The following is a 20,335-nucleotide window of genomic DNA, read 5'->3' on the forward strand; positions in this document are numbered from 1 at the left end:
GCGGCCGCCACCGGTTTTGCCCCGGTTACATGTCGCCCAAAAGTGCGCAGCGGTCTTGGGAGAACGACATGCGTCAAAGCAAAGACTTGAAGCACGTCGCCTGAACCGCACCAGCGCGACGCGCCGGTCCGTGGCATTCCACGCCCTCGATCAGAGTTTCCGCAGCGCCACTTCTTCGACCAGGTGGTTGGTGCCTTTGCGCAGGATGAGGTCGGCGCGCGCCCTGGTCGGCAGGATATTCTCGCGCAGGTTCTTCAGGTTGATGTTGCTCCACAGGCCCTCGGCGATGGCGCGGGCGGCATCCTCCGAGAGCTGTGAATAGCGGTGGAAGAAGGAGTCCGGATTGCGGAAGGCGGTTTCGCGCAGGCGCATGAAGCGCTGGATGTACCACTGGTGGATCAGCTTCTCGTCGGCGTCGATATAGATGGCGAAATCGAAGAAGTCGGACAGGAACGGCACGATCTTGCCGTCCTTCGGCAGCTTGCCCGGCTGCAAGACATTGATGCCTTCGAAGATCAATATGTCCGGTCTGTCGATGGTGACGAATTCGCCCGGAATGACGTCATAGGTCAGGTGCGAATAGACCGGCGCCCGGACGTCGCGTTGCGCCGACTTGATGCCGGACAGGAACCTCAACAGCGCGCCGACATCGTAGCTGTCCGGAAAGCCCTTGCGCTCCATCAGGTTGTCGCGGCGCAGGATCTCGTTGGGCAAAAGGAAGCCGTCGGTGGTGATGAGATCGACCTTAGGGCTCGACGGCCAGCGCGCCAGCAATTCCTTGAGCACGCGGGCCGTGGTCGATTTGCCGACCGCGACCGAGCCGGCGATGCCGATGATGAAGGGCGTCTTGACGACATCCTGCGCCTTGAAGAAGGCCTGCCGCTGCCTGAACAGCAGCTGGCTAGCCTCGACATGCGCCGAAAGCAGGCGGGAAAGCGACAAATAGATGCGCTTCACCTCTTCGAGGTCGACCGGGTCGTTGAGCGACCGCAGCCGGTCGATCTCGTCTTCGGTGAGCGTGAGCGGCGTGTCGGCGCGGAATTGCGACCATTGCTCGGCGGAGAAGAAACGAAAGGGGGAGTATTTCTCGGTCGGAGCAAGCTGGTCCATCGAGTCTCCTGCCCTCCTCGCCGTCAGCCCCTGGGCCGGGACGCCTTTTCGGCGATGCCCGAGCGGCTGGTGCGGCCTTCGAGCTCCTTCAGCACGTCGTCCAGCGGGATGCCCGCGATGCCGAGGACGACCAGCCAATGATATAGGAGATCGGCGCTTTCCGAAACGAGGGCCTGCCGGTCGCCGCGAATGGCGGCGATCACGGCTTCGATCGCCTCCTCGCCGAGCTTCTGCGCCGCCTTGTCCATGCCCTTGGCGAACAGCTTCGCCGTCCACGACTCAGGGTCGCCGGAATGGGCGCGCTGATGGATGATCGTTTCCAGCTCGGCGAGGGAAAATTGAGCCATGGCAGCGGTTTAAGTCCGATGGGCGGCCGAGTCCAGCCGCATCGGCAGGCCGGCCTTGGCCATATGCGCCTTGGCCTCGGCGATGGTGTAGGTGCCGAAATGGAAGATCGAGGCGGCAAGCACCGCGCCGGCATGACCGTCGCGAATGCCTTCGACCAAGTGATCGAGCGTGCCGACGCCGCCCGAAGCGATCACCGGCACGCGCACCGCGTCGGCGATGGCGCGGGTGAGCGCGATGTCGTAGCCGGCCTTGGTGCCGTCCCGGTCCATCGAGGTAAGCAGGATCTCGCCGGCGCCGCGATCGACCATCTTCTTGGCGAATTCGACCGCGTCGATGCCGGTCTTCTCGCGCCCGCCATGGGTGAAGATCTCCCAGCGATCGGCCTCGCCGGCCGCCGACACCTTCTTGGCGTCGATCGCCACGACGATGCACTGGTTGCCGAACTTGTCGGCGGCTTCCGCGACGAAGTCCGGGTTCTTCACCGCCGCCGTGTTGATCGACACCTTGTCGGCGCCGGCCAGAAGCAGCTTTCTGATGTCGGCCACCTGGCGCACGCCGCCGCCGACGGTCAGCGGCATGAAGCATTGCTCCGCCGTGCGGCCGACGACGTCGAAGATCGTCTCGCGATTGTCGGACGACGCGGTAATGTCGAGGAAGCAGAGCTCGTCGGCGCCCGCCGCGTCATAGGCCTTGGCGACCTCGACCGGATCGCCGGCATCGACCAGGTCGACGAAATTGACGCCCTTGACGACGCGGCCGTTCTTGACGTCGAGGCAGGGAATGACGCGGGCTTTCAGCATCAGCGGCCCTCCATGGTCGACAGCAGGTCGACCACCAGCTCGCCGACCAGCGGCGGCACGTCGCCCTTCGGGTCGAAGGCCGGATCGTAGGCGGAAATGGTGAGCCCTGCGATGCTGAGCGGGCCGGCCAGGCCGCACATCGCGATGCGCACCTGCTCCGGCACCGGCCCGCCGGGCGTTGTATAGCGATTGGCCTGCAGCTTTTCCGGGTCATGCACGTCGAGGTCGACATGCATATGGATGCGCTCGGCGCCCGTGGCTTTCAGCTTCGCTGCGGCGCCGACCCAGTCAGGACACTCGGTGCGGATGATCGGCAGCTTCTCCAAAAGCTCTTTCTCGGCCGGATCGAGGTCGCGCGCGTTGACCAGCACGCAACGGGCCGGATCGATTGGCTTGAACCCCGGAATCCGCGCCGCCATCCGCCGCCAGCACAGGCCAAGCACCGTCGCCAGCGCCATGCCGTCGAGAAAGCCGGAGGTGGAGGTGTCGGGTGTGTTGAGGTCGCCATGCTGGTCGGCCCAGATGATGGCGTCCGCGCCTTCGCCGGCCACCGCGCCGGCGCTGGTCAGGCAGTTGCCGGCCAGAACGATGGGAAACCGCCCCTTGTCCAGCGCGATGCGGACTTCGCCCGACACGGCGTTGCAGACGGCAAATCCGGTGCCGATCTCGCGCTCCTCTTCATCCTCGACCACCTTGCCGATGTCATGCAGTTCGACTTCGTGGCCGGCGAGCTTTAGAGCTTCGGCCAGCCCGCCGGAAATCAACGCGTCCGGGCCTTGGCCGCAGCCGTCGAGAAAATGCCCGCTGTCATAGGACGCCAGGATGATCGAGATGTTCACTATTCTGCCTCCGCCCCTTCGCCGCGCAGGATCGCCAGCGCTTCCGCCGGGTCGATGCGCCCGTCATAGAGCGCCCGGCCGGAGATCGCGCCTTCGAGCCTCCTGGCGTCGGGCATGGTCATGCGCACGATGTCGGCGATCGAGGCCAGCCCGCCGGACGCGATCACCGGGATCGACACCGCCTCGGCGAGATCGATGGTGGCGTCCCAGTTGATGCCGGAGAGTACGCCGTCGCGGTCGATATCGGTGTAGATGATGGCGGCGACGCCCGCGCCCTCGAACTTCTTCGCCAGCTCGATGACGCCGAGCTCCGAGGCTTCGGCCCAGCCTTCGACGGCGACCTTGCCGCCCTTGGCGTCGATGCCGACGGCTATCCTGCCGGGAAAGGCCTTGCAGGCTTGCTTCACCAGCTCGGGCTCGCGCACCGCGATCGTGCCCAGGATGACGCGCGTCAGGCCACGGTCCAGCCAGTCCTCGATCTGCGCCAGCGTGCGGATGCCGCCGCCGAGCTGCACCGGGTTTTTCGTCGCCTTGAGGATGGCGCCGACCGCGGCGGAATTGACGCTATGGCCCTTGAAGGCGCCGTTGAGGTCGACGACATGCAGCCACTCGAAGCCCTGCTCCTCGAAAGCCTTGGCCTGGGCCGCCGGGTCATCGTTGTAGATGGTGGCGGTCGCCATGTCGCCGTGTTTCAGGCGCACGCATTTGCCGTCCTTGAGGTCGATGGCGGGAAAGAGGATCACGGTCAGGCGCCCTCGACGATGACGAAATGGCCGGTCGACGCCGCCAGCCGGAACTTCAAGGCTTCCTGGTACTCCGGCGACTCGTAGCAGGCGAGCGCCGTTTCGTAGGATGAAAACTCCACCACCACATGGCGGTTCCCCGTTGGCCCCTCCGGATTCTTGTAGCGTCCTGCCCGGACCGGAAACTTGGCGCCATATTTGGCGAAGGCTTTTGCGTTGGCTTCGATGTAGTTCTTGTACGCGCCCGGGTCGCGCACATCGATCATGGCGATCCAATAGCCCTTCTTGCTCATGCCTAGGGCCTCCACTTCAGGAAATTGGTGATCAGCGCCAGGCCGAGCGCCTGGCTTTTCTCGGGGTGGAACTGCGTGCCGGCAAGGTTGTCGCGGGCAACCGCCGCCGTCACCGGGCCGCCATAGTCGGCCGTTGCCAGCACTTCGGCGGGGTTCCTCGCTTCCAGGTGGTAGGAATGGACGAAATAGGCATGTAGCCCTTTCGGGCCTGTCTCGATGCCCGAAAACAGCGGATGCTTGCGCGCAAGCTCGATCGTGTTCCAGCCGATCTGCGGAATCTTCAGCGCCGGATCCTTCGGCGTGATTTCCTTGACGTCGCCGGAAATCCAGCCGAGGCCCCTGGTGATTGTCTTTTCGAGGCCGCGTTCCGACATCAATTGCATGCCGACGCAGATGCCGAGGAAAGGCCGTCCTTTGCGAAGGGCCGCCTCTTCCACCGCTTCCCACATGCCGGCAACGGCATGCAGGCCCGCGGCGCAATCGGCATAGGCGCCGACGCCCGGCAGGACGATGCGGTCGGCGGCGCGGACGCGCTCGGCGTCGGCGGTGAGATCGATGGTGGCCGCGATGCCCGCCTCATGCGCGGCGCGCTCGAAAGCCTTGGTGGCCGAGCGCAGATTGCCCGACCCGTAATCGATGATCGCAACCCGCATGTCAGGGCCTTCCGGGCGTATGGGTCAGACCAAGCGCCATGCCCGTCTGCGCCGGGCGCGCCAGGCTCGTGTCGGGAACGATGCGCGGCATCGGCGTCTGCTCTTCAGTGCGCTCGTCGGCTTCCAGCGCGTGGCGGACCTCGGCATCATCACGCCTGCCGGCCTCGACCACCCCCCATTCCCGCCAGCCGCGGCGGCGCAGCGCCGATATCCGCAGCCCTTGACCTTCGAGCCCGATGTAGAGCGACGCCAATAGCGACAGGGCCGATCCGGCCCATTCGAGGCCGAGCTTTTCGCCGAGCACCGACAGGATCGCCATGACGGCGAAGGTGAGCAGAGCCTCGATCCACAGCCGGTGCCAGGCGAGCCAGACCGGCGAGAACAGGAAGCCGAGCCAGGTGAAGCTGTCGCGCACCAGGGTCGCATTCTCGGCCTTGTTGCCGCCTGTCGGCGGCTCCATCACGACATAGCTGGCCATAGGGTTATCCTTTCAGGGATCCCTTGGTGGACGGCACCGCATCGGGCTGGCGCGGGTCGGACTCCAACGCCGCGCGCAGCGCCCGGGCCACCGCCTTGAAGCAGGTCTCGGCGATATGGTGGTTGTTGGCGCCGTAATGGTTGGTCACATGCAGCGTGACGCCGGCATTCTGCGCCAGCGCCTGGAAGAACTCGCGCACCAGCTCGGTGTCGAACGTGCCGATCTTCGGCGATGAGAAGGAAACGTTCCAGACCAGGAACGGCCGGCCGGAAACATCGATCGCCGCCCGGGTCAGGGTCTCGTCCATGGCGAGCTCGATCGAGGCATAGCGCATGATGCCGCGCCGCTCGCCCAAAGCCTTGCTCAGCGCCTGGCCGATCGCGATGCCGGTATCCTCGACCGTGTGGTGGTCGTCGATGTGCAGATCGCCCTTGGCCTTGATCGTCATGTCGATCAGCGAATGGCGCGACAGCTGGTCGAGCATATGGTCGAAGAAGCCGACCCCCGTCGAAATGTCGGATTTGCCCTTGCCGTCAACATGGACCGACACGGAAATCTCGGTTTCCTTGGTCTTGCGGCTGATTTCTGCGGAACGGGGCGGCATCAGTCTGTCCTGTTTAGAGGCGCGGGCTTGAAAACGAGAGCCTTCTATCAGCATGATCCGACGATTGCCAGTTGCCATTCCGGGCGGAATCGGCCTTACCGGAGGCGGTTTGCAATCACCCGCCACATGCATACATATGGCGTCAAAAGTCACTCGTACCGCGCCAATCGCCTTTCGAAGGGATAGCGCGAATCGGAGCTGGAAATGTCGAATGAACTGACCATGCACGCCACAACCATCGTCAGCGTGCGCAAGGGCAACAAGGTTGTGATCGCTGGCGACGGCCAGGTCAGCCTTGGCCAGACCATCATGAAGGGCAACGCCCGCAAGGTGCGCCGCATCGGCAAGGACGGCAGCGTCATTGCCGGTTTTGCCGGCGCCACCGCCGACGCCTTCACCCTCCTTGAGCGCCTCGAGGCCAAGCTCGAACAATATCCGGACCAGCTGACGCGCGCCTGCGTCGAGCTCGCCAAGGACTGGCGCACCGACCGCTATTTGCGCCGCCTGGAAGCGATGATGCTGGTTGCCGACAAGTCGGTCTCGCTGGCGCTGACCGGCACCGGCGATGTGCTCGAGCCCGAACACGGCGTCATGGCCATCGGCTCCGGCGGTAATTACGCGCTGGCCGCTGCCCGCGCGCTGATGGACACCGACAAGGATGCCGAGGAGATCGCCCGCAAGGCGATGCAGATCGCGGCCGATATTTGCGTCTACACCAACAGCAGCTTCGTCGTCGAAACGCTCGATGCCTGAGGCAGCCGGCCATGATCCCAAAAAGTGGGACCCGGTTTTTGGAAAAGATCATGGTCGAACAGGAAGATAGCTACGATTTTCGGCCGGTCACCGAAAAGGACTTGCCGATGATCGCCCGCTGGCTTGCCGAGCCGCATATCGCCGAATGGTGGGACGATCCGCAAAAGGAGATCGCAGAGATCCGCGGGCATATCGATTCGGTCTCGGTGGAGCCGCTGATTGTCGAGCTGGGCGGCAGGCCGATCGCCTACCTGCAGAGCTACGATCCGCATCTCGAGGACGACCATCCTTACGCCGACCAGCCATTCGGCACGCTGGGCATCGATTTGTCGATCGGCCCGCCGGACCTGGTCGGCATCGGTCATGGCTCGGCCATCGTCCGCCAATTCGTCGAAGCGCTGTTCGAGGAAGGCGCGCCGCGCGTCATCATCGATCCGCATCCCGACAACGGCCGCGCCATCCGCGCCTATGAAAAGGCCGGTTTCATGCCGATCGGCCGCCGGCAATCGGAATATGGGGACGTCTTGCTGATGGCCGTCGATGCGGCCGAAAGCGACGAAGAAGAGGGGGACTGACCGCATGAACACGCTTGGCGAGGACAAGACGCTCTCGGCCTATGAAGACAGCTGGCGCATGGGGCTGCTGCTCGTGCTCGCCTTGCTCATTTTCCAGGCCGGCGCCCTCTACGGCATGGGCCATCCGCCGATCTGCACCTGCGGCTACGTCAAGCTCTGGCATGGCGTGGTGAACAGCTCGGAGAACTCCCAGCACATCGCCGACTGGTACACCTTTTCGCACATCATCCACGGCTTCCTGTTCTATGCGCTGGCCTGGGCGCTGTTCCCGCGCTCGCCGGTCGGGCTGAGGCTCGCCTTCGCTGTCCTCATCGAAGGCGGCTGGGAACTCCTGGAAAACAGCCCCTTCATCATCGACCGCTACCGCGCCGGCACTATCTCTCTCAACTATTACGGCGACAGCGTCATCAACTCGGTGTCCGACACGCTGTTCATGGTGCTGGGATTTGTGATGGCGCGAAAGCTCCCTATATGGGTGATCGTGGCCCTGGCGCTCATTTTCGAGTTCGGCACGGGCTACATCATCCGGGACAATCTGACGCTCAACGTGATCATGCTGCTGCATCCGTTCGAGTCCATCAAGCAGTGGCAAAGTGGAATTTGAGTATTATGAGCACTTTCTCCCCCCGCGAAATCGTTTCGGAACTCGACCGCTTCATCATCGGCCAGAAGGACGCCAAGCGCGCCGTGGCGATCGCCCTGCGCAACCGCTGGCGCCGCCAGCAGCTGGAAGGCCAGATGCGCGAAGAGGTGATGCCGAAGAACATCCTGATGATCGGCCCGACCGGCGTCGGCAAGACCGAGATCTCGCGCCGCCTGGCGCGGCTCGCCGGCGCGCCCTTCGTCAAGGTCGAGGCCACCAAATTCACCGAGGTCGGCTATGTCGGCCGCGACGTCGAGCAGATCGTGCGCGATCTCGTCGAGGTCGCCATCGGCCTGACGCGCGAAAAGATGCGCGAGGACGTCAAGGCCCGCGCCCAGGTCAATGCCGAGGAGCGCGTGCTTGAAGCCCTCGTCGGCAAGACGGCGAGCCCGGCCACCCGCGACTCTTTCCGCAAGAGGCTGCGCGACGGCGAGCTCGACGACAAGGAGATCGAGATCGAGGTGGCCGACACCGGCACCGGCGGCATGCCGGGCTTCGAGATTCCCGGCATGCCTGGCGCCAATATCGGCGTGCTCAACATCAACGACATGCTGTCGAAGGCGATGGGTGGCCGCAGGACCAAGGCCCGCAAGACCACGGTGCGCGATTCCTATGCGCTTCTGGTCAATGACGAGTCCGACAAGCTGCTCGATCAGGACGAGGTGGTACGCCGGGCGCTGGAATCGGCCGAGAACGACGGCATCGTCTTCATCGACGAGATCGACAAGATCGCCTCGCGCGAAGGCGGCATCGGCGCCGGCGTTTCACGTGAAGGCGTGCAGCGCGACCTGCTGCCGCTGGTCGAAGGCACGACGGTTGCGACCAAATACGGGCCGATCAAGACCGACCACATCCTGTTCATCGCCTCGGGCGCATTCCACGTCTCCAAGCCGTCGGACCTGCTGCCCGAGCTGCAGGGCCGCCTGCCGATCCGCGTCGAGTTGCGCGCGCTGGAGAAGCAGGACTTCGTCCGCATCCTCACCGAGACCGAGGCGAGCCTCATCAAGCAGTATATCGCGCTGATGAAGACCGAAGGTGTCGAGTTGACGTTCACCGACGACGCCATCGATTCGCTTGCCGGCATTGCCGTCGATCTCAACGCCAGCGTCGAGAATATCGGTGCCAGACGCCTGCAGACGGTGATGGAGCGAGTGCTGGACGAGATTTCCTACGACGCGCCGGACCGCCACGGCACGGCGGTCACCATCGATGCCGACTACGTGCAGAAGCATGTCGGCGATCTGTCGCGGAACACCGATCTGTCGCGGTTCATCCTTTGAGGGCAAAGCCGGCAATCCGGTGATGTGTGGCCAGATGGTACCATCTGGCCACCTTTTGTTCGGGCGAGGGGCTTGCTTGTCTCGACTCTCCCGCGCGCTTTACCTAGTTTGCCGCCCGACTTAAAGCGTGTCGCGTGAAAGAAGATTCACGCGACCTGCTTTAAGTATTTGATTTCAAGCATGTCTTTGTTCCGAAACCGGTCCCACTTTCGGGAGACATGCTTTAAAGGCGGCGGCGGATGAAGAAACGCATACTTCTTTTTGTTGGCCTGGCATTGGCCGCGGCGCTGGCAACGGCCGATGCCGCAACCATGGTGCCGCCAGGCAATCGCAACGGCGTGCAGCCGGATATCCCCGGCGCCTCCAGCCGGCGCACCCAGGCCACCAACACCACCTTCCAGGCCAAGTATCGCAAGGTCTACGCGCTGCTGCACAATGATGCCGAGCTTCGCGCCAAGATCAGGAAAGTGGCGGCCGCCTATGGCATCGATCCGATGCATATCGTCGGCGCCATCGTCGGCGAACACACCTATAATGTCGACGCCTACGACCGGCTGCAGACCTACTACGTCAAGGCGATGTCGTATCTGTCGAGCAAGCTGACCTTCGCCTATGACGGCGAGGACGTCAGCGATTTCGTCCAGCGGCCGGAATTCAGGAAATGCGCCGCCACGGACGACAGCTACGATCTTTGGGAATGCCGCGAGCAGGTGTGGAACCACTCCTTCCGCGGCAAGACCGTCGGCGGGACCAGCTTCCCCAACGACCGATTCGGCGCCACTTTCTTCCAGCCCTACTATGCCGGCCAGACATTTGGGCTCGGCCAGCTCAACCCGCTGACGGCGCTGCAGATGAGCGATCTCGTGCACAAGGTCTCCGGCCTGCCCGAGCTCGACGTCAACGATCCGAACGCGGTCTACAAGACCATCATGGATCCGGACCTCACGCTGCCTTACGTCGCGGCGACCATCAGGAAGTCGATCGATGCCTACCGGAGTATCGCCGGCTTCGACATCTCGCACAATCCGGGCCTGACCGCCACGCTCTACAATGTCGGCAATCCCGAGCAGCGCGCCTATGCGCTCAAGGCCGAGAACGAGAAGCGCCGCGCCGCCGGGGAACCGGAAAAGCTGCCCGAAGAGAACTATTACGGCTGGCTGGTCAACGACAAGCTCGACGAGCTGAAGGCGCTGTTCTAGCGGGCTGAGCCAGGTCGCTCAGTAGCCTTCCGATGCGAGAAACGCCTCGAACTTGCGCATTTCCTCGGCATCCGCCTCGACCATGTGGCGCGGCTCCGGATAGGCGCCGGACTGGATGTCTTCGGCATATTCGCGAAAGGCGGCGATGCGCTCGCTCTGCAGCCGATCGAATTCGGCCGCGAAGTCGCGGTAGCGCCTGGCATGGCGCGGATAATGGCCGCGATTGCTGCCGAGCACGTCTTCCGAGAACAGATATTGTGCATCGCACCCGGCACCGGCGCCCATCGAAATCATGATCAGCGGCGTGCGCCGTGAGATCGCGCCTGCGACGCTCGCCGGCACCACCTCGATCTCGGCTGCGAAGGCGCCGGCCGCTTCGAGATCCTTTACCTGCTTCCACACGAAGGCAGCGCTCTCGGCCGTCTTGCCGACCGCCTTGAAGCCGCCCGTCCAGGTCGCGTGCGCTGGGATGAGCCCGACATGACCGCAGACCGGAATGTGCTCGTCGCGCAGGCGGCGGATGGTCTGCAGGCTGGCCGAGCAGTACATGGCGTCGGCGCTCGCCGCGCGCAGCTTGACCGCCATGCGCAGGATCTCGTTTGTGGTAGCGCCCAGCTTGATGCGTTCGTCACCGGGAATGGCAAAGCAGGTGGGCGCCGCGTCGCGAAAGCGGGGATCGAACATGAGATCATAGGGGACGGAGATGATGTCGATGCCGGCGCGCTCGGCGGCCTCGGCCTCCTCCAGCGAGAAAACGCGAAGCTTCGAAAGCTGCCGCTTGCCTTTCAGCGCCTGCAGATCGGCGACGGTCGGTCTGTTGCGTGCCATCTTTGTCCCTCACCTTTGACTGGCTGATAGCGCGGCTCAGGCCGCCAGCAGCGACTTCAGCTTGACCGTTTGCGATCCGAGCGCGTCCGGCGCCGGCGTCGCCCGTTTCGCGATCAGCATCTCCGCCAGGCGGATGTCGCGCGCCACCGCATTGCCGGGGCCGATGCCGCTGGCCGCGACCAGCCGTCCGTCCTCGGCCAGATGGAACAGGATGAAGGCGCCGTCGTCGAGGTCGCGCCGCACGATCGAGCGGCCCTCATCGGAAAGCCCGGCGATCTGCAGCGTGAGCCCGTACTGATCCGACCAGAACCACGGCACGGCGGCATGCGCCTCGTTGGCGCCGAGCATGTTCGTCGCCGCAAGCGCGCCCTGCTCCTGCGCGTTGCGCCAGGCTTCCAGCCGTACGCGCCGGCCGCCATAGACGGCGAGCGGGAACGAGCAGCAGTCGCCGGCGGCGAAGATATCAGGGTCCTCGGTGCGCAGCGTGCCGTCGACGGCAATACCGTTGTCGATCGCCAGGCCCGCGTCGGCGGCGAGCGCCGTCACCGGCACGGCGCCGATGCCGATCACCGCGAGATCGGCGACGACTTCCTGCCCGCCGGCAAGCGTGATGCGAACCTCGGCGCCATCGTCGGCAATCGCGGTGATGCCCTGGCCGGTAAGCACGTTCACGCCTTCGGCTTCATGCGCCTTGTGGATGATTTCGGCGATCTCGGCCGGCACGCCGCGCATCAGGATGCGGGGCTGCGCTTCGATGACGGTGACCGTGGCGCCAAGCTTGCGCGCCGAAGCGGCAAGCTCGAGGCCGATGAAGCCCCCGCCGATGATGGCGACGCGGTTCTCAGGCTTGAGATGGGCGCGGATGGCGAGCGCGTCGTTGAAGGTCCTGAGATAAACGCAACGTCCGCCAAGACCCGGCATCGGCAGCTTGCGCGGCAAGGATCCGGTCGCGAGCAGCAGCTTGTCGTAAGAAAGGGAAGAGCTGTCGGAGAGGCTCACCGCATGCCCGGCGCGATCGATCGCAACGGCCCGGACGGAATGGATGTGGCGGATCGACCGTTCGGCCAGAAGCTCGTCGCTGGCGATCGCCTTGATAAGCGGCGCCTCGCCGGTCATCGCCTCTTTCGACAGCGGTGGCCGCTCATAAGGCAGATGCGGCTCGTCGCCCACCAGGGTCACCGGTCCTTCATAGCCGAGATCGCGCAGGGCAAGTGCTGCCCGCCCGCCGCATTCGCCGGCGCCGATGATCACCATTCCGCCCGTCATCGCCTTCACCCGACCTGAATGAGGACTTTGCCGGCGTCGACCTTGACAGGATAGGTCTTGAGGTTGACGCAGACCGGCGCGCCACGCGCGTCGCCGGTCTTGTAGTTGAAGCGGCCATTGTGCTTCGGGCATTCGATGGTGTCGTCCATCACCAGCCCGTCGGCCAGATGCACCTTCTCATGCGAGCACAGGCCGTCGGTCGCGAAATACTCGTCGTCCGGACTGCGGTAGATGGCATAAGTGCGGCCGGCGTGATCGAACCGCATCACGTCCTCTTCGTCGATGTCTCCGGCCGCGCAGGCCTCGACCCAATCGCTCATGTCGTCCTCCAGCGAAGATTTATTGCCAGCTTGCGTTTCGACCGGTCACTCGGCCGCGGCCGCCACCGGATTGTCGCTGTGCAGCTCTTCCCGATAGGGCTTTGCCGTCGGCGGCAGCTCGCGCTTGATGAAATAATCCTCGTTGCGCAGCTGGCGCAGGAAGGTCGGGATCATCTCGCGATAGCCGGCCAGGATCGACGGCGTCGGCGCCGGCAGGTCGTGCTTGATCATCTCGTGCAGCTTCGGCAACGCGTGATAAGGCACCATCGGGAACATGTGGTGCTCCACATGGTAGTTCATATTCCAGTAGATGAACCGGCTTATCGGATTTATCAGCACCGTGCGGCTGTTCAGGCGGTGGTCGATGACATTGTCGGCGAGACCGCCATGCTGCAGCAGGCCAGTCATGACGTGATGCCAGGCGCCGTAGAGACGGGGCAGGCCGACGAGCATCAGCGGCAGCCACGAATGCAGATAGAGCGCCAGCGCGATGGTCGCGACATAGATGGCGAGCCAGATGCGGGCGACGCGGATGGCCTTCGGCTGCTCCTGTTCCGGAATGAAGGTCTTTTCCGCGGCGCTGATGACGCCGGCGGCATTGCGCACCATGTCGACCATCGCGTGCCAGGCGTCGAGGACGCCGAAGAAATTCAGGACCACGCGCACAAGGTCCGGCGGCCGCATGACGGCGATCTCCGGATCGCGTCCGACGATGACGGTGTCGGTGTGGTGGCGCGTGTGGCTCCAGCGCCATGTCACCGGATTGCGCATGATCATGAAGCAGGCGAGCTGGTAGACGGCATCGTTCATCCACTGGGTGCGGAAGGCCGTGCCGTGGCCGCATTCATGCCAGCGAGAATCGGTCGAGGAGCCGTAGAGCGTGCCATAGACGAAGAAGAACGGCACGCACCACCAGCTGTCCCAGAACCAGGCGCTGCCCGCGCCGCTGAGGATCAGCGCGCCGAGCCAGATGATGGTGTCGCGGATCGCCGGCTGGTCGGAGCGCTGCATCAGCTCCTTCATTTGCTTGCGCGGGATATCGGTGTGATACCACTCGGCCGCCGAAAGCCCGTTCTCGATCGCGAGTTTGGCGTCACGGCCGGTCAGGCTGTAGTCGCGTCCGGACAATGCCGGAGACGTGATTGCCGTCATTGCGGGTTCCTCCATCAGCACTTGGCGAATGGCCCTCGGCGGTGCCGGGTTCGCGCATGGCTGGCTTCCACTTCACCATAGCGCTACATCATGATAGTCTCAACGTCACAAAGATAGTTTCTATCATTTCCTATCAGAATGAGCTATCCTGAGTCGGGCAGACGATGGAGCATTCATGGCAAAGCGGCCGACAATCACCGATCTCGCGCGCGTTTCCGGTTTCAGTGTCGCCACCGTCGACAGGGTGCTGAACAACCGCTTGCCGGTACGCGAGGAAACGGCGCGTCGGGTTTACGAGGCCGCGACCGATATCGGCTATCACGCCGCCGGCCTCATCAAGCAGCGCATGCGCCAGGAATTGCCGGAGTATCGCCTCGGTTTCCTGCTGCTGCGGGGCAATGATGTCTTCTACGGCGATTTCGCGCGGGAACTGGAAACGGCAGTTTCGCAGTCGCAGCGCTTCCGCGGCACCGCGACGATCGACTTCGCCGCTTCGCTGGCGCCCGACGAGATCGCCGCCCAGATGCGCAGGCTGGCGGCGAAATCCAGGGCCATCGCCGTCGTCGGCCCGGACCATCCGACGCTGACGGCGGTGGTGGAGGCGCTGAAGGCGAGGGGGCAGCCGGTCTTCTCGCTGCTGTCCGACTTCGCTGCCGGCATTCGCGAGGGCTATGTCGGTCTCGACAACCGCAAGGTCGGGCGCACCGCGGCCTGGATGATCGCCAAGGCGGCCAAGAAGCCCGGCAAGGTCGCGCTGTTCGTCGGCAGCCACCGCTTCCACGGCCATGAGCTGCGCGAGATCGGCTTCCGCTCCTATTTTCGCGAGCATGCGCCGGACTTCAGCGTGATGGAGACGCTGGTCAACCTGGAAGCCAACCAGGTGACGCATGATGCGATGCTCGATCTTCTGGCCCTGCATCCGGACCTTGCCGGCTGCTATGTCGCCGGCGGCGGCATGGAAGGCGCGGTCGCGGCGCTGCGGGCGGCAAAGCCGGCAAACATGCCGGTGGTCATCTGCAACGAGATCAACGCCGAGTCGCGCGCGGCACTTGCCGACAACATCCTCACCATGGTCATCTCGACGCCGCTCACGGCGCTTTGCCGCGAGCTTGTGGCGCTGATGGCGCATGCCATCGAGAGCGGCGCCGCCAATGCGCCTGGCCAGACTTTTCTCCCCTTCGACATCTATCTGCCGGAAAACATTTGAGCCGCCGCCGGCAGGAATGATGTGATCCATCAGACGGATGGAATTCTTTCGCGGCGGGAATTCGCCCAGGATTCCGTCGTGGAACGCTCGCGTGCCCGGCCACGGAGGGTGCCGCACGCCTGTCAGGATCGAAAAACCGGCATGTCCATTCCGAATCTCCCTTGACGGCCACAAGCGAAATGGAATAAATATTTCACCAACTGGGTGTTTTGGTTCTTTCGTTCCGGAACATCTGTTTCAAACAGAGGACCATGCGTTCCATTCGCGCAGGGAAGACGCCGTCGGAATGGCCATAGGGAGAGATTCCCCGGGAAAATCGGGGATTCCGGTTCAATCGGTGCAGCCGGACACCAAGTGGAGGAGAAACTAAAATGAAGAAACTGCTTTTGGGCGTCGCGCTATCGGCGCTGATGAGTTCGTCCGCGTTCGCCGCCAAGATCGGCGTTTCGATGGCTCTTTTCGACGACAATTTCCTGACCGTGCTGCGCAACGGCATGATCGCACAGGCTAAGACCATGGATGGCGTCCAGCTGCAGGTCGAGGACGCTCAGAACGACGTCGCCAAGCAGCTCGACCAGATCAAGAACTTCGCCGCTTCGGGCGTCGACGCCATCATCGTCAACCCGGTCGACACCTCGGCCACCCAGGCGATGTCGGACGCGGCCGCCGCGGCCAAGATCCCGCTGGTCTATGTCAACCGCGAGCCGGTCAATGTCGACAAGCTGCCCGACAACCAGGCCTTCGTCGCCTCGAACGAAGCCGAATCCGGCACGCTCGAGACCAAGGAAGCCTGCCGCCTGTTCAAGGAAGCCGGCAAGAAGGAAGCCAATGTCTACGTGATCATGGGCGAGCTTTCGAACCAGGCCGCGGTGCAGCGCACCAAGGACATCGAGGAAGTGATCGCAACGCCGGACTGCAACTTCATCAAGATCATCGACAAGCAGACCTCGAACTGGAAGCGTGACGAGGCGCAGAACCTGATGACCAACTGGCTGTCGTCCGGCAAGCCGTTCGACGGCGTCATCGCCAACAACGACGAAAGCGCCATCGGCGCCATCCAGGCGATGAAGGCCGCCAACATCGACATGAAGTCGGTCGTGGTCGGCGGCGTCGACGCCACTCAGGACGCGCTGGCTGCAATGCAGGCGGGCGATCTCGATGTAAGTGTCTTCCAGGACGCTGCCGGCCAGGGCGCCGGTGCCCTCGACGCCGCGCTGAAGCTCGCCAAGGGCGAGAAGGTGGAACACAAGGTCTATATCCCGTTCCAGCTCGTCACCCCGGCGAATATCGACAAGTTCCTGAAGAAGAACTGAGGCCTGCAATACGGTAACGGAGCGGCGCATCAAAGCACAACACAGCGCCGCTCCCTATTTTCCCTCACCGCCCGAGCGGGCGGGAGGGCGAACGCGGCCGACGGAGGAAAAAGACGTGGCACAGACATCTCATGGCGTCGGCGGGCTGACCTACGACGCGAAGAAGCGCGCATGGCCGGCTGAGTTCAACGTTTTCCTGGCGCTGGTCATTCTCGTCGTCATCTTCGAATTGATCGGCCGGGTCTTTCTTGGCGACAGCTTCCTCTTCAACACCCGTGAAAATGTCAGTGGGATCTTCAACGAGGCCCGCCTGCAGATCATCATCCTGCAGGTGTCGATCGTCGGCATTATCGCCATCGGCGTGACGCAAGTCATCATCAGCGGTGGCATCGACCTGTCCTCGGGTTCGATCGTGGGTGCGACCGCGATGATCGCCATGAGCTTTGCCCAGGTAGCGACGGTCAATGGCAACCCCAACCCTAAGGCGATGTTCCTCGCGCAGGGCTGGACCGATCTGCCGGTGATCGTGCCGCTGCTGGTCGCCATCGCCTGCGGCCTCGTCGCCGGCCTAGTCAATGGTGCGCTGATCGCCTACACGCGCATCCCGCCCTTCATCGCCACGCTCGGCATGATGGTCACCGCGCGCGGCATCGCCAAATGGTGGTCGAAGGGCCAGCCGATATCGTTTCCGACCGACAGCTTCGCGGCAATAGGCAAGGGCCTGATGCCGGTCATCATCTTCATTTCCTTGGCGATCCTGTTCCAGCTCATCCTGAGCTACACGAGGTACGGCAAGCACTGCTACGCCATTGGCTCCAACGAGGACGCCGCGCGCATGTCCGGCATCAAGATCGCCAACCACAAGGTGCTGGTCTATGTCATCGCCGGCATCCTCGCCTCGATCGCCGCCGTGGTGCTCTCCTCCAAGAACCTTACCGCCCAGGCCGGCATGGGCGTGATGTACGAACTCGACGCCATCGCCATGGCTGTCATCGGCGGCGTCTCGCTCTCGGGCGGCCGCGGGTCTATCATCGGCACCGTGATCGGCTCGCTGATCTTCGGCGTCATCATCTCCGGCTTCACCTTCCTGCGCCTCGACGCCTACTACCAGGAGATGGTCAAGGGCGTCATCATCGTCGGCGCAGTCGTTCTCGATCAATGGCGCCAGCGCCGCCGGGCGATAGGAGCTTGACCATGTCCGACATCGTTCTGAAGACCGAAAACCTCACCAAGCACTATGGCGGCGTGCACGCGCTGCAGGAGGCGAATTTCGAGCTGCGCAAGGGCGAGCATGTCGCCATCATGGGCGACAACGGCGCCGGCAAGTCGACCTTCGTGCGCCAGATCACCGGCGTCGAGCAGCGCACCGACGGCAAGATCTGGTTCGACGGCAAGGAAGTGAACTTCGCCGGGCCGATCGAGGCGCGCGAGGCGGGCATCGAAACCGTGTTCCAGAACCTCGCTCTGGCCGACGACCTCGATGTGCCGTCGAACCTCTTCCTCGGCCGCGAGAAGGTGCTGTTCAACCTCGGCCCGTTCTCGATCCTCGACCGCAAGGCCATGCGCAAGGCGACCGAGGCAGCACTTGTCCGCACGGCGGTGAAGATCCCCAACTTGTCCAGTACCATCCGCCACATGTCCGGCGGCCAGCGCCAGTGCGTGGCGATCGCCAGGACCGCGACCTTCGCCTCCAAGCTCATCATCATGGACGAGCCGACGGCGGCGCTCGGCGTGCAGGAAACCGCGCAGGTCGAGAACATTATCCGCACGCTGAAGGAGAACGGCGAGCCGCTGATCCTGATCAGCCACAACATGCGCCAGGTGTTCGACCTGGTCGATCGCATCGTCGTCTTCAGGCGCGGCCGTATCGTCGCCAATTTGCTCAAGCAGGACACCGACGGCAACGACATCGTCGCCTACATCACCGGCGCCAAGACCGGGCAGGCGGAGCTCCAGGCCGCCTGACGGGCGTCACGACGGGACCAACCAAAATCGTCCGCGCCGGGAGGCGCGGACATGTCTTAGAACCACCCTCAAAGGACATTCCATGACTCTCCGCTTCGCTCTTCTCGGCGCCGGCCGTATCGGCAAGGTGCATGCCCGCGCCGTCGCCTCCAACCCGCAGGCCAAGCTGGTGGCCGTGGCCGATGCCTTCGAGAAAGCGGCGACGGAACTCGCCTCCGCCTACGGCGCCGAGGTGCGCACGATCGACGCCATCGAGCAGGCCAAGGACATCGACGCCGTCATCATCTGCACCCCGACCGACACCCATGCCGATCTCATCGAACGCTTCGCCAAGGCCGGCAAGGCGATCTTCTGCGAGAAGCCGATCGACCTCGACGTCAAGCGCGTCGAGCAGTGCCTGGCCGTGGTCGAGAAGGCCAATGCGACGCTGATGGTCGGCTTCAACCGCCGCTTCGATCCGCATTTCGCCGCCGTCCGCAAGGCGATCGACGACGGCGCCATCGGCGCGGTCGAGATGGTCACCATCACGTCCCGCGATCCCGGCGCCCCGCCGCTCGACTACATCGCCCGCTCCGGCGGCATCTTTCGCGACATGACCATCCACGACTTCGACATGGCTCGCTTCCTGCTCGGCGAGGAGCCGGTTGCTGTGAGCGCCCATGCCTCGGTGCTGGTCGACAAGAAGATCGGCGATGCCGGCGATTTCGACTCGGTCAGCGTTATCCTCGAAACCGCGTCCGGTAAGCAGGCCGTCATCTCCAACTCGCGCCGCGCCACCTATGGCTACGACCAGCGCATCGAGGTGCATGGCTCGAAAGGCATGGTCGCGGCCGAGAACCAGCGGCCGGTGTCGATCGAGCTCGCCAACGACAAGGGCTACACGCGCCCGCCGCTGCACGACTTCTTCATGACCCGCTACATCGACGCCTATGCCAACGAGATCGCGGCTTTCATCGCTGCTGCAACCGCGGGCAAGAAGGCGGCGCCGAGCGGCAAGGATGGTCTCGTTGCGCTGAAGCTTGCGGACGCCGCGCTCCAATCGGCCAAGACCGGCAAGACCGTTCGCGTCGATTGAACGTTTGAATTCGATTACAGGAGCAGAGCGATGAACGGTTTGGCCGGTCGCAATTCAGAAACGCGCGCCATCGTCACCGGCGGCGCGCAAGGCATCGGCTTCGCGGTCGCTGAAGCCTTGGCCGATGAGGGCTGCCGCGCGCTGGCGCTCGTCGGCCGCTCGCAGGAGAAGGGCGACAAGGCTGTCGCAGCGCTCAAGAAGAGCGGCGTCGACGCCATCTTCATCAGCGCCGACGTCGCCAAGGTCGCCGACTGCAAGCGCGCCGTCGCAACGGCACTCGCGCATTTCGGCACCTTGAACGCGCTGGTCAACGCCGCCGCCACCTCGGCGCGCGGCTCGCTGGTCGAAACCACCGAGGAGCTGTTCGACCAGATCTTCGACACCAACGTGCGCGGCCCGTTCTTCCTGATGCAGGGCCTGGTCGCGCATCTTCTGGAGCGCAAGGCGCCGGGCTCGATCGTCAACGTGCTGTCGATGTCGGCGCATTCCGGCCAGTCCTTCCTCACGCCCTATTCGACCAGCAAGGGCGCGCTGATGACGCTGACCAAGAATGTCGCCAGCTCTTATCGGCGAAACCGCATCCGCTGCAACGCCGTGCTGCCCGGCTGGATGGACACCGAAGGCGAGGCGATCGTGCAGAAGAAGTGGCACGACGCACCGGACGACTGGCTGGAAAAGGCCGAGGCCGCGCAGCCGATGGGCCAGCTGGTCAAGCCGGCCCAGCTTGCCCGGCTGATCACCTATATGCTGAGCCCGCAGGCCGGCGTCATGACCGGCTCGCTGGTCGACTACGACCAGAACATCGCTGGGGTCATCGGCGAGTAGTGACAAGAGCCTCGGCATCGACTATATGAGCCGCATGATCCACCTGACCGCCTCGTTTTGGTACTT

Annotated in this window: 24 protein-coding genes; 11 read left to right on the forward strand and 13 right to left on the reverse strand. The window is 63.9% G+C overall.

Features of this window, described 5'->3' with window-relative positions; all coding sequences use genetic code 11:
• Positions 1–150: 150 nt before the first annotated feature.
• From coaA to hisB, 9 genes are read right to left on the reverse strand one after another with little or no spacing between them, the layout of a single operon-like run.
• Complete coding sequence (gene coaA, locus DH10_RS08910; protein WP_192254160.1) at positions 151–1,110, reverse strand: type I pantothenate kinase; 960 nt, start codon at positions 1,108–1,110, stop codon at positions 151–153.
• A gap of 23 nt (positions 1,111–1,133) precedes the next feature.
• On the reverse strand, positions 1,134–1,457 hold the full coding sequence (locus tag DH10_RS08915; RefSeq protein WP_192254158.1) for a phosphoribosyl-ATP diphosphatase: 324 nt from the start codon (positions 1,455–1,457) through the stop codon (positions 1,134–1,136).
• Positions 1,458–1,466: 9 nt separating this feature from the next.
• Positions 1,467–2,261, reverse strand: a complete 795-nt coding sequence (hisF, locus tag DH10_RS08920; protein ID WP_192254162.1) for an imidazole glycerol phosphate synthase subunit HisF — start codon at positions 2,259–2,261, stop codon at positions 1,467–1,469.
• Positions 2,258–3,097: an arginase family protein gene (locus tag DH10_RS08925; RefSeq protein ID WP_192254156.1), complete on the reverse strand. Its 840-nt coding sequence runs from the start codon at positions 3,095–3,097 to the stop codon at positions 2,258–2,260. The genes hisF and DH10_RS08925 overlap by 4 nt, the downstream gene beginning before the upstream one ends.
• Entirely contained in the window at positions 3,097–3,840 is a 744-nt protein-coding gene (hisA, locus tag DH10_RS08930) for a 1-(5-phosphoribosyl)-5-[(5-phosphoribosylamino)methylideneamino]imidazole-4-carboxamide isomerase (RefSeq protein ID WP_192254154.1), read from the reverse strand. The genes DH10_RS08925 and hisA overlap by 1 nt, the downstream gene beginning before the upstream one ends.
• A gap of 2 nt (positions 3,841–3,842) precedes the next feature.
• Positions 3,843–4,133, reverse strand: a complete 291-nt coding sequence (locus DH10_RS08935) for a DUF1330 domain-containing protein (protein WP_192254152.1) — start codon at positions 4,131–4,133, stop codon at positions 3,843–3,845.
• Between the two features lie 2 nt (positions 4,134–4,135).
• Positions 4,136–4,786, reverse strand: coding sequence for an imidazole glycerol phosphate synthase subunit HisH (gene hisH, locus DH10_RS08940; protein WP_192254150.1), 651 nt, complete (start codon positions 4,784–4,786; stop codon positions 4,136–4,138).
• Position 4,787: 1 nt separating this feature from the next.
• A complete protein-coding gene (locus DH10_RS08945) occupies positions 4,788–5,264 on the reverse strand; it encodes a DUF2628 domain-containing protein (protein WP_192254148.1) in 477 nt (158 codons plus the stop codon).
• A gap of 4 nt (positions 5,265–5,268) precedes the next feature.
• The gene (gene hisB, locus DH10_RS08950; RefSeq protein WP_192254146.1) at positions 5,269–5,868 is read right to left on the reverse strand and encodes an imidazoleglycerol-phosphate dehydratase HisB; all 600 of its coding nucleotides are present in this window, start codon (positions 5,866–5,868) and stop codon (positions 5,269–5,271) included.
• A gap of 204 nt (positions 5,869–6,072) precedes the next feature.
• Between hisB and hslV the strand changes: the two genes are divergently transcribed.
• From hslV to DH10_RS08975, 5 genes are all read left to right on the forward strand, one after another.
• On the forward strand, positions 6,073–6,621 hold the full coding sequence (gene hslV / locus DH10_RS08955; protein WP_192254144.1) for an ATP-dependent protease subunit HslV: 549 nt from the start codon (positions 6,073–6,075) through the stop codon (positions 6,619–6,621).
• A gap of 50 nt (positions 6,622–6,671) precedes the next feature.
• Complete coding sequence (locus tag DH10_RS08960; RefSeq protein WP_192254142.1) at positions 6,672–7,196, forward strand: GNAT family N-acetyltransferase; 525 nt, start codon at positions 6,672–6,674, stop codon at positions 7,194–7,196.
• Between the two features lie 4 nt (positions 7,197–7,200).
• Positions 7,201–7,800 (forward strand): DUF2585 domain-containing protein, encoded by a 600-nt coding sequence (locus tag DH10_RS08965; RefSeq protein ID WP_192254140.1) that lies wholly within the window; start codon positions 7,201–7,203, stop codon positions 7,798–7,800.
• 5 nt (positions 7,801–7,805) lie between these two features.
• Positions 7,806–9,119: an ATP-dependent protease ATPase subunit HslU gene (gene hslU / locus DH10_RS08970; protein ID WP_192254138.1), complete on the forward strand. Its 1,314-nt coding sequence runs from the start codon at positions 7,806–7,808 to the stop codon at positions 9,117–9,119.
• Positions 9,120–9,358: 239 nt separating this feature from the next.
• On the forward strand, positions 9,359–10,318 hold the full coding sequence (locus tag DH10_RS08975) for a DUF1402 family protein (RefSeq protein ID WP_192254136.1): 960 nt from the start codon (positions 9,359–9,361) through the stop codon (positions 10,316–10,318).
• Positions 10,319–10,336: 18 nt separating this feature from the next.
• Here DH10_RS08975 and DH10_RS08980 read toward each other — a convergent pair whose 3' ends face one another.
• From DH10_RS08980 to DH10_RS08995, 4 genes are read right to left on the reverse strand one after another with little or no spacing between them, the layout of a single operon-like run.
• Positions 10,337–11,146, reverse strand: coding sequence for a 3-methyl-2-oxobutanoate hydroxymethyltransferase (locus tag DH10_RS08980; RefSeq protein ID WP_192254134.1), 810 nt, complete (start codon positions 11,144–11,146; stop codon positions 10,337–10,339).
• Positions 11,147–11,182: 36 nt separating this feature from the next.
• Positions 11,183–12,412: an NAD(P)/FAD-dependent oxidoreductase gene (locus DH10_RS08985; protein ID WP_192254132.1), complete on the reverse strand. Its 1,230-nt coding sequence runs from the start codon at positions 12,410–12,412 to the stop codon at positions 11,183–11,185.
• A gap of 5 nt (positions 12,413–12,417) precedes the next feature.
• Complete coding sequence (locus tag DH10_RS08990; RefSeq protein WP_192254130.1) at positions 12,418–12,732, reverse strand: MocE family 2Fe-2S type ferredoxin; 315 nt, start codon at positions 12,730–12,732, stop codon at positions 12,418–12,420.
• A 45-nt stretch (positions 12,733–12,777) separates the two neighbouring features.
• The gene (locus DH10_RS08995; protein WP_192254128.1) at positions 12,778–13,884 is read right to left on the reverse strand and encodes a fatty acid desaturase family protein; all 1,107 of its coding nucleotides are present in this window, start codon (positions 13,882–13,884) and stop codon (positions 12,778–12,780) included.
• A 175-nt stretch (positions 13,885–14,059) separates the two neighbouring features.
• On the opposite strand from DH10_RS08995, the gene DH10_RS09000 reads away from it, so the two are divergent.
• From DH10_RS09000 to DH10_RS09025, 6 genes are all read left to right on the forward strand, one after another.
• Positions 14,060–15,091, forward strand: coding sequence for a LacI family DNA-binding transcriptional regulator (locus DH10_RS09000; RefSeq protein ID WP_192254127.1), 1,032 nt, complete (start codon positions 14,060–14,062; stop codon positions 15,089–15,091).
• A gap of 371 nt (positions 15,092–15,462) precedes the next feature.
• Positions 15,463–16,404, forward strand: coding sequence for a sugar ABC transporter substrate-binding protein (locus DH10_RS09005; RefSeq protein WP_192254125.1), 942 nt, complete (start codon positions 15,463–15,465; stop codon positions 16,402–16,404).
• Positions 16,405–16,519: 115 nt separating this feature from the next.
• A complete protein-coding gene (locus tag DH10_RS09010) occupies positions 16,520–17,596 on the forward strand; it encodes an ABC transporter permease (protein WP_192254123.1) in 1,077 nt (358 codons plus the stop codon).
• A 2-nt stretch (positions 17,597–17,598) separates the two neighbouring features.
• Positions 17,599–18,369, forward strand: a complete 771-nt coding sequence (locus DH10_RS09015) for an ATP-binding cassette domain-containing protein (protein ID WP_192254121.1) — start codon at positions 17,599–17,601, stop codon at positions 18,367–18,369.
• A gap of 82 nt (positions 18,370–18,451) precedes the next feature.
• Positions 18,452–19,444, forward strand: coding sequence for an inositol 2-dehydrogenase (gene iolG, locus DH10_RS09020; RefSeq protein ID WP_192254119.1), 993 nt, complete (start codon positions 18,452–18,454; stop codon positions 19,442–19,444).
• A 30-nt stretch (positions 19,445–19,474) separates the two neighbouring features.
• Positions 19,475–20,269 (forward strand): SDR family oxidoreductase, encoded by a 795-nt coding sequence (locus DH10_RS09025; RefSeq protein ID WP_192254117.1) that lies wholly within the window; start codon positions 19,475–19,477, stop codon positions 20,267–20,269.
• The last annotated feature ends 66 nt before the right edge of the window (positions 20,270–20,335 follow it).

Origin of the sequence: Mesorhizobium silamurunense, from assembly GCF_014843825.1 — a bacterium.
Lineage (GTDB): Bacteria > Pseudomonadota > Alphaproteobacteria > Rhizobiales > Rhizobiaceae > Mesorhizobium > Mesorhizobium silamurunense.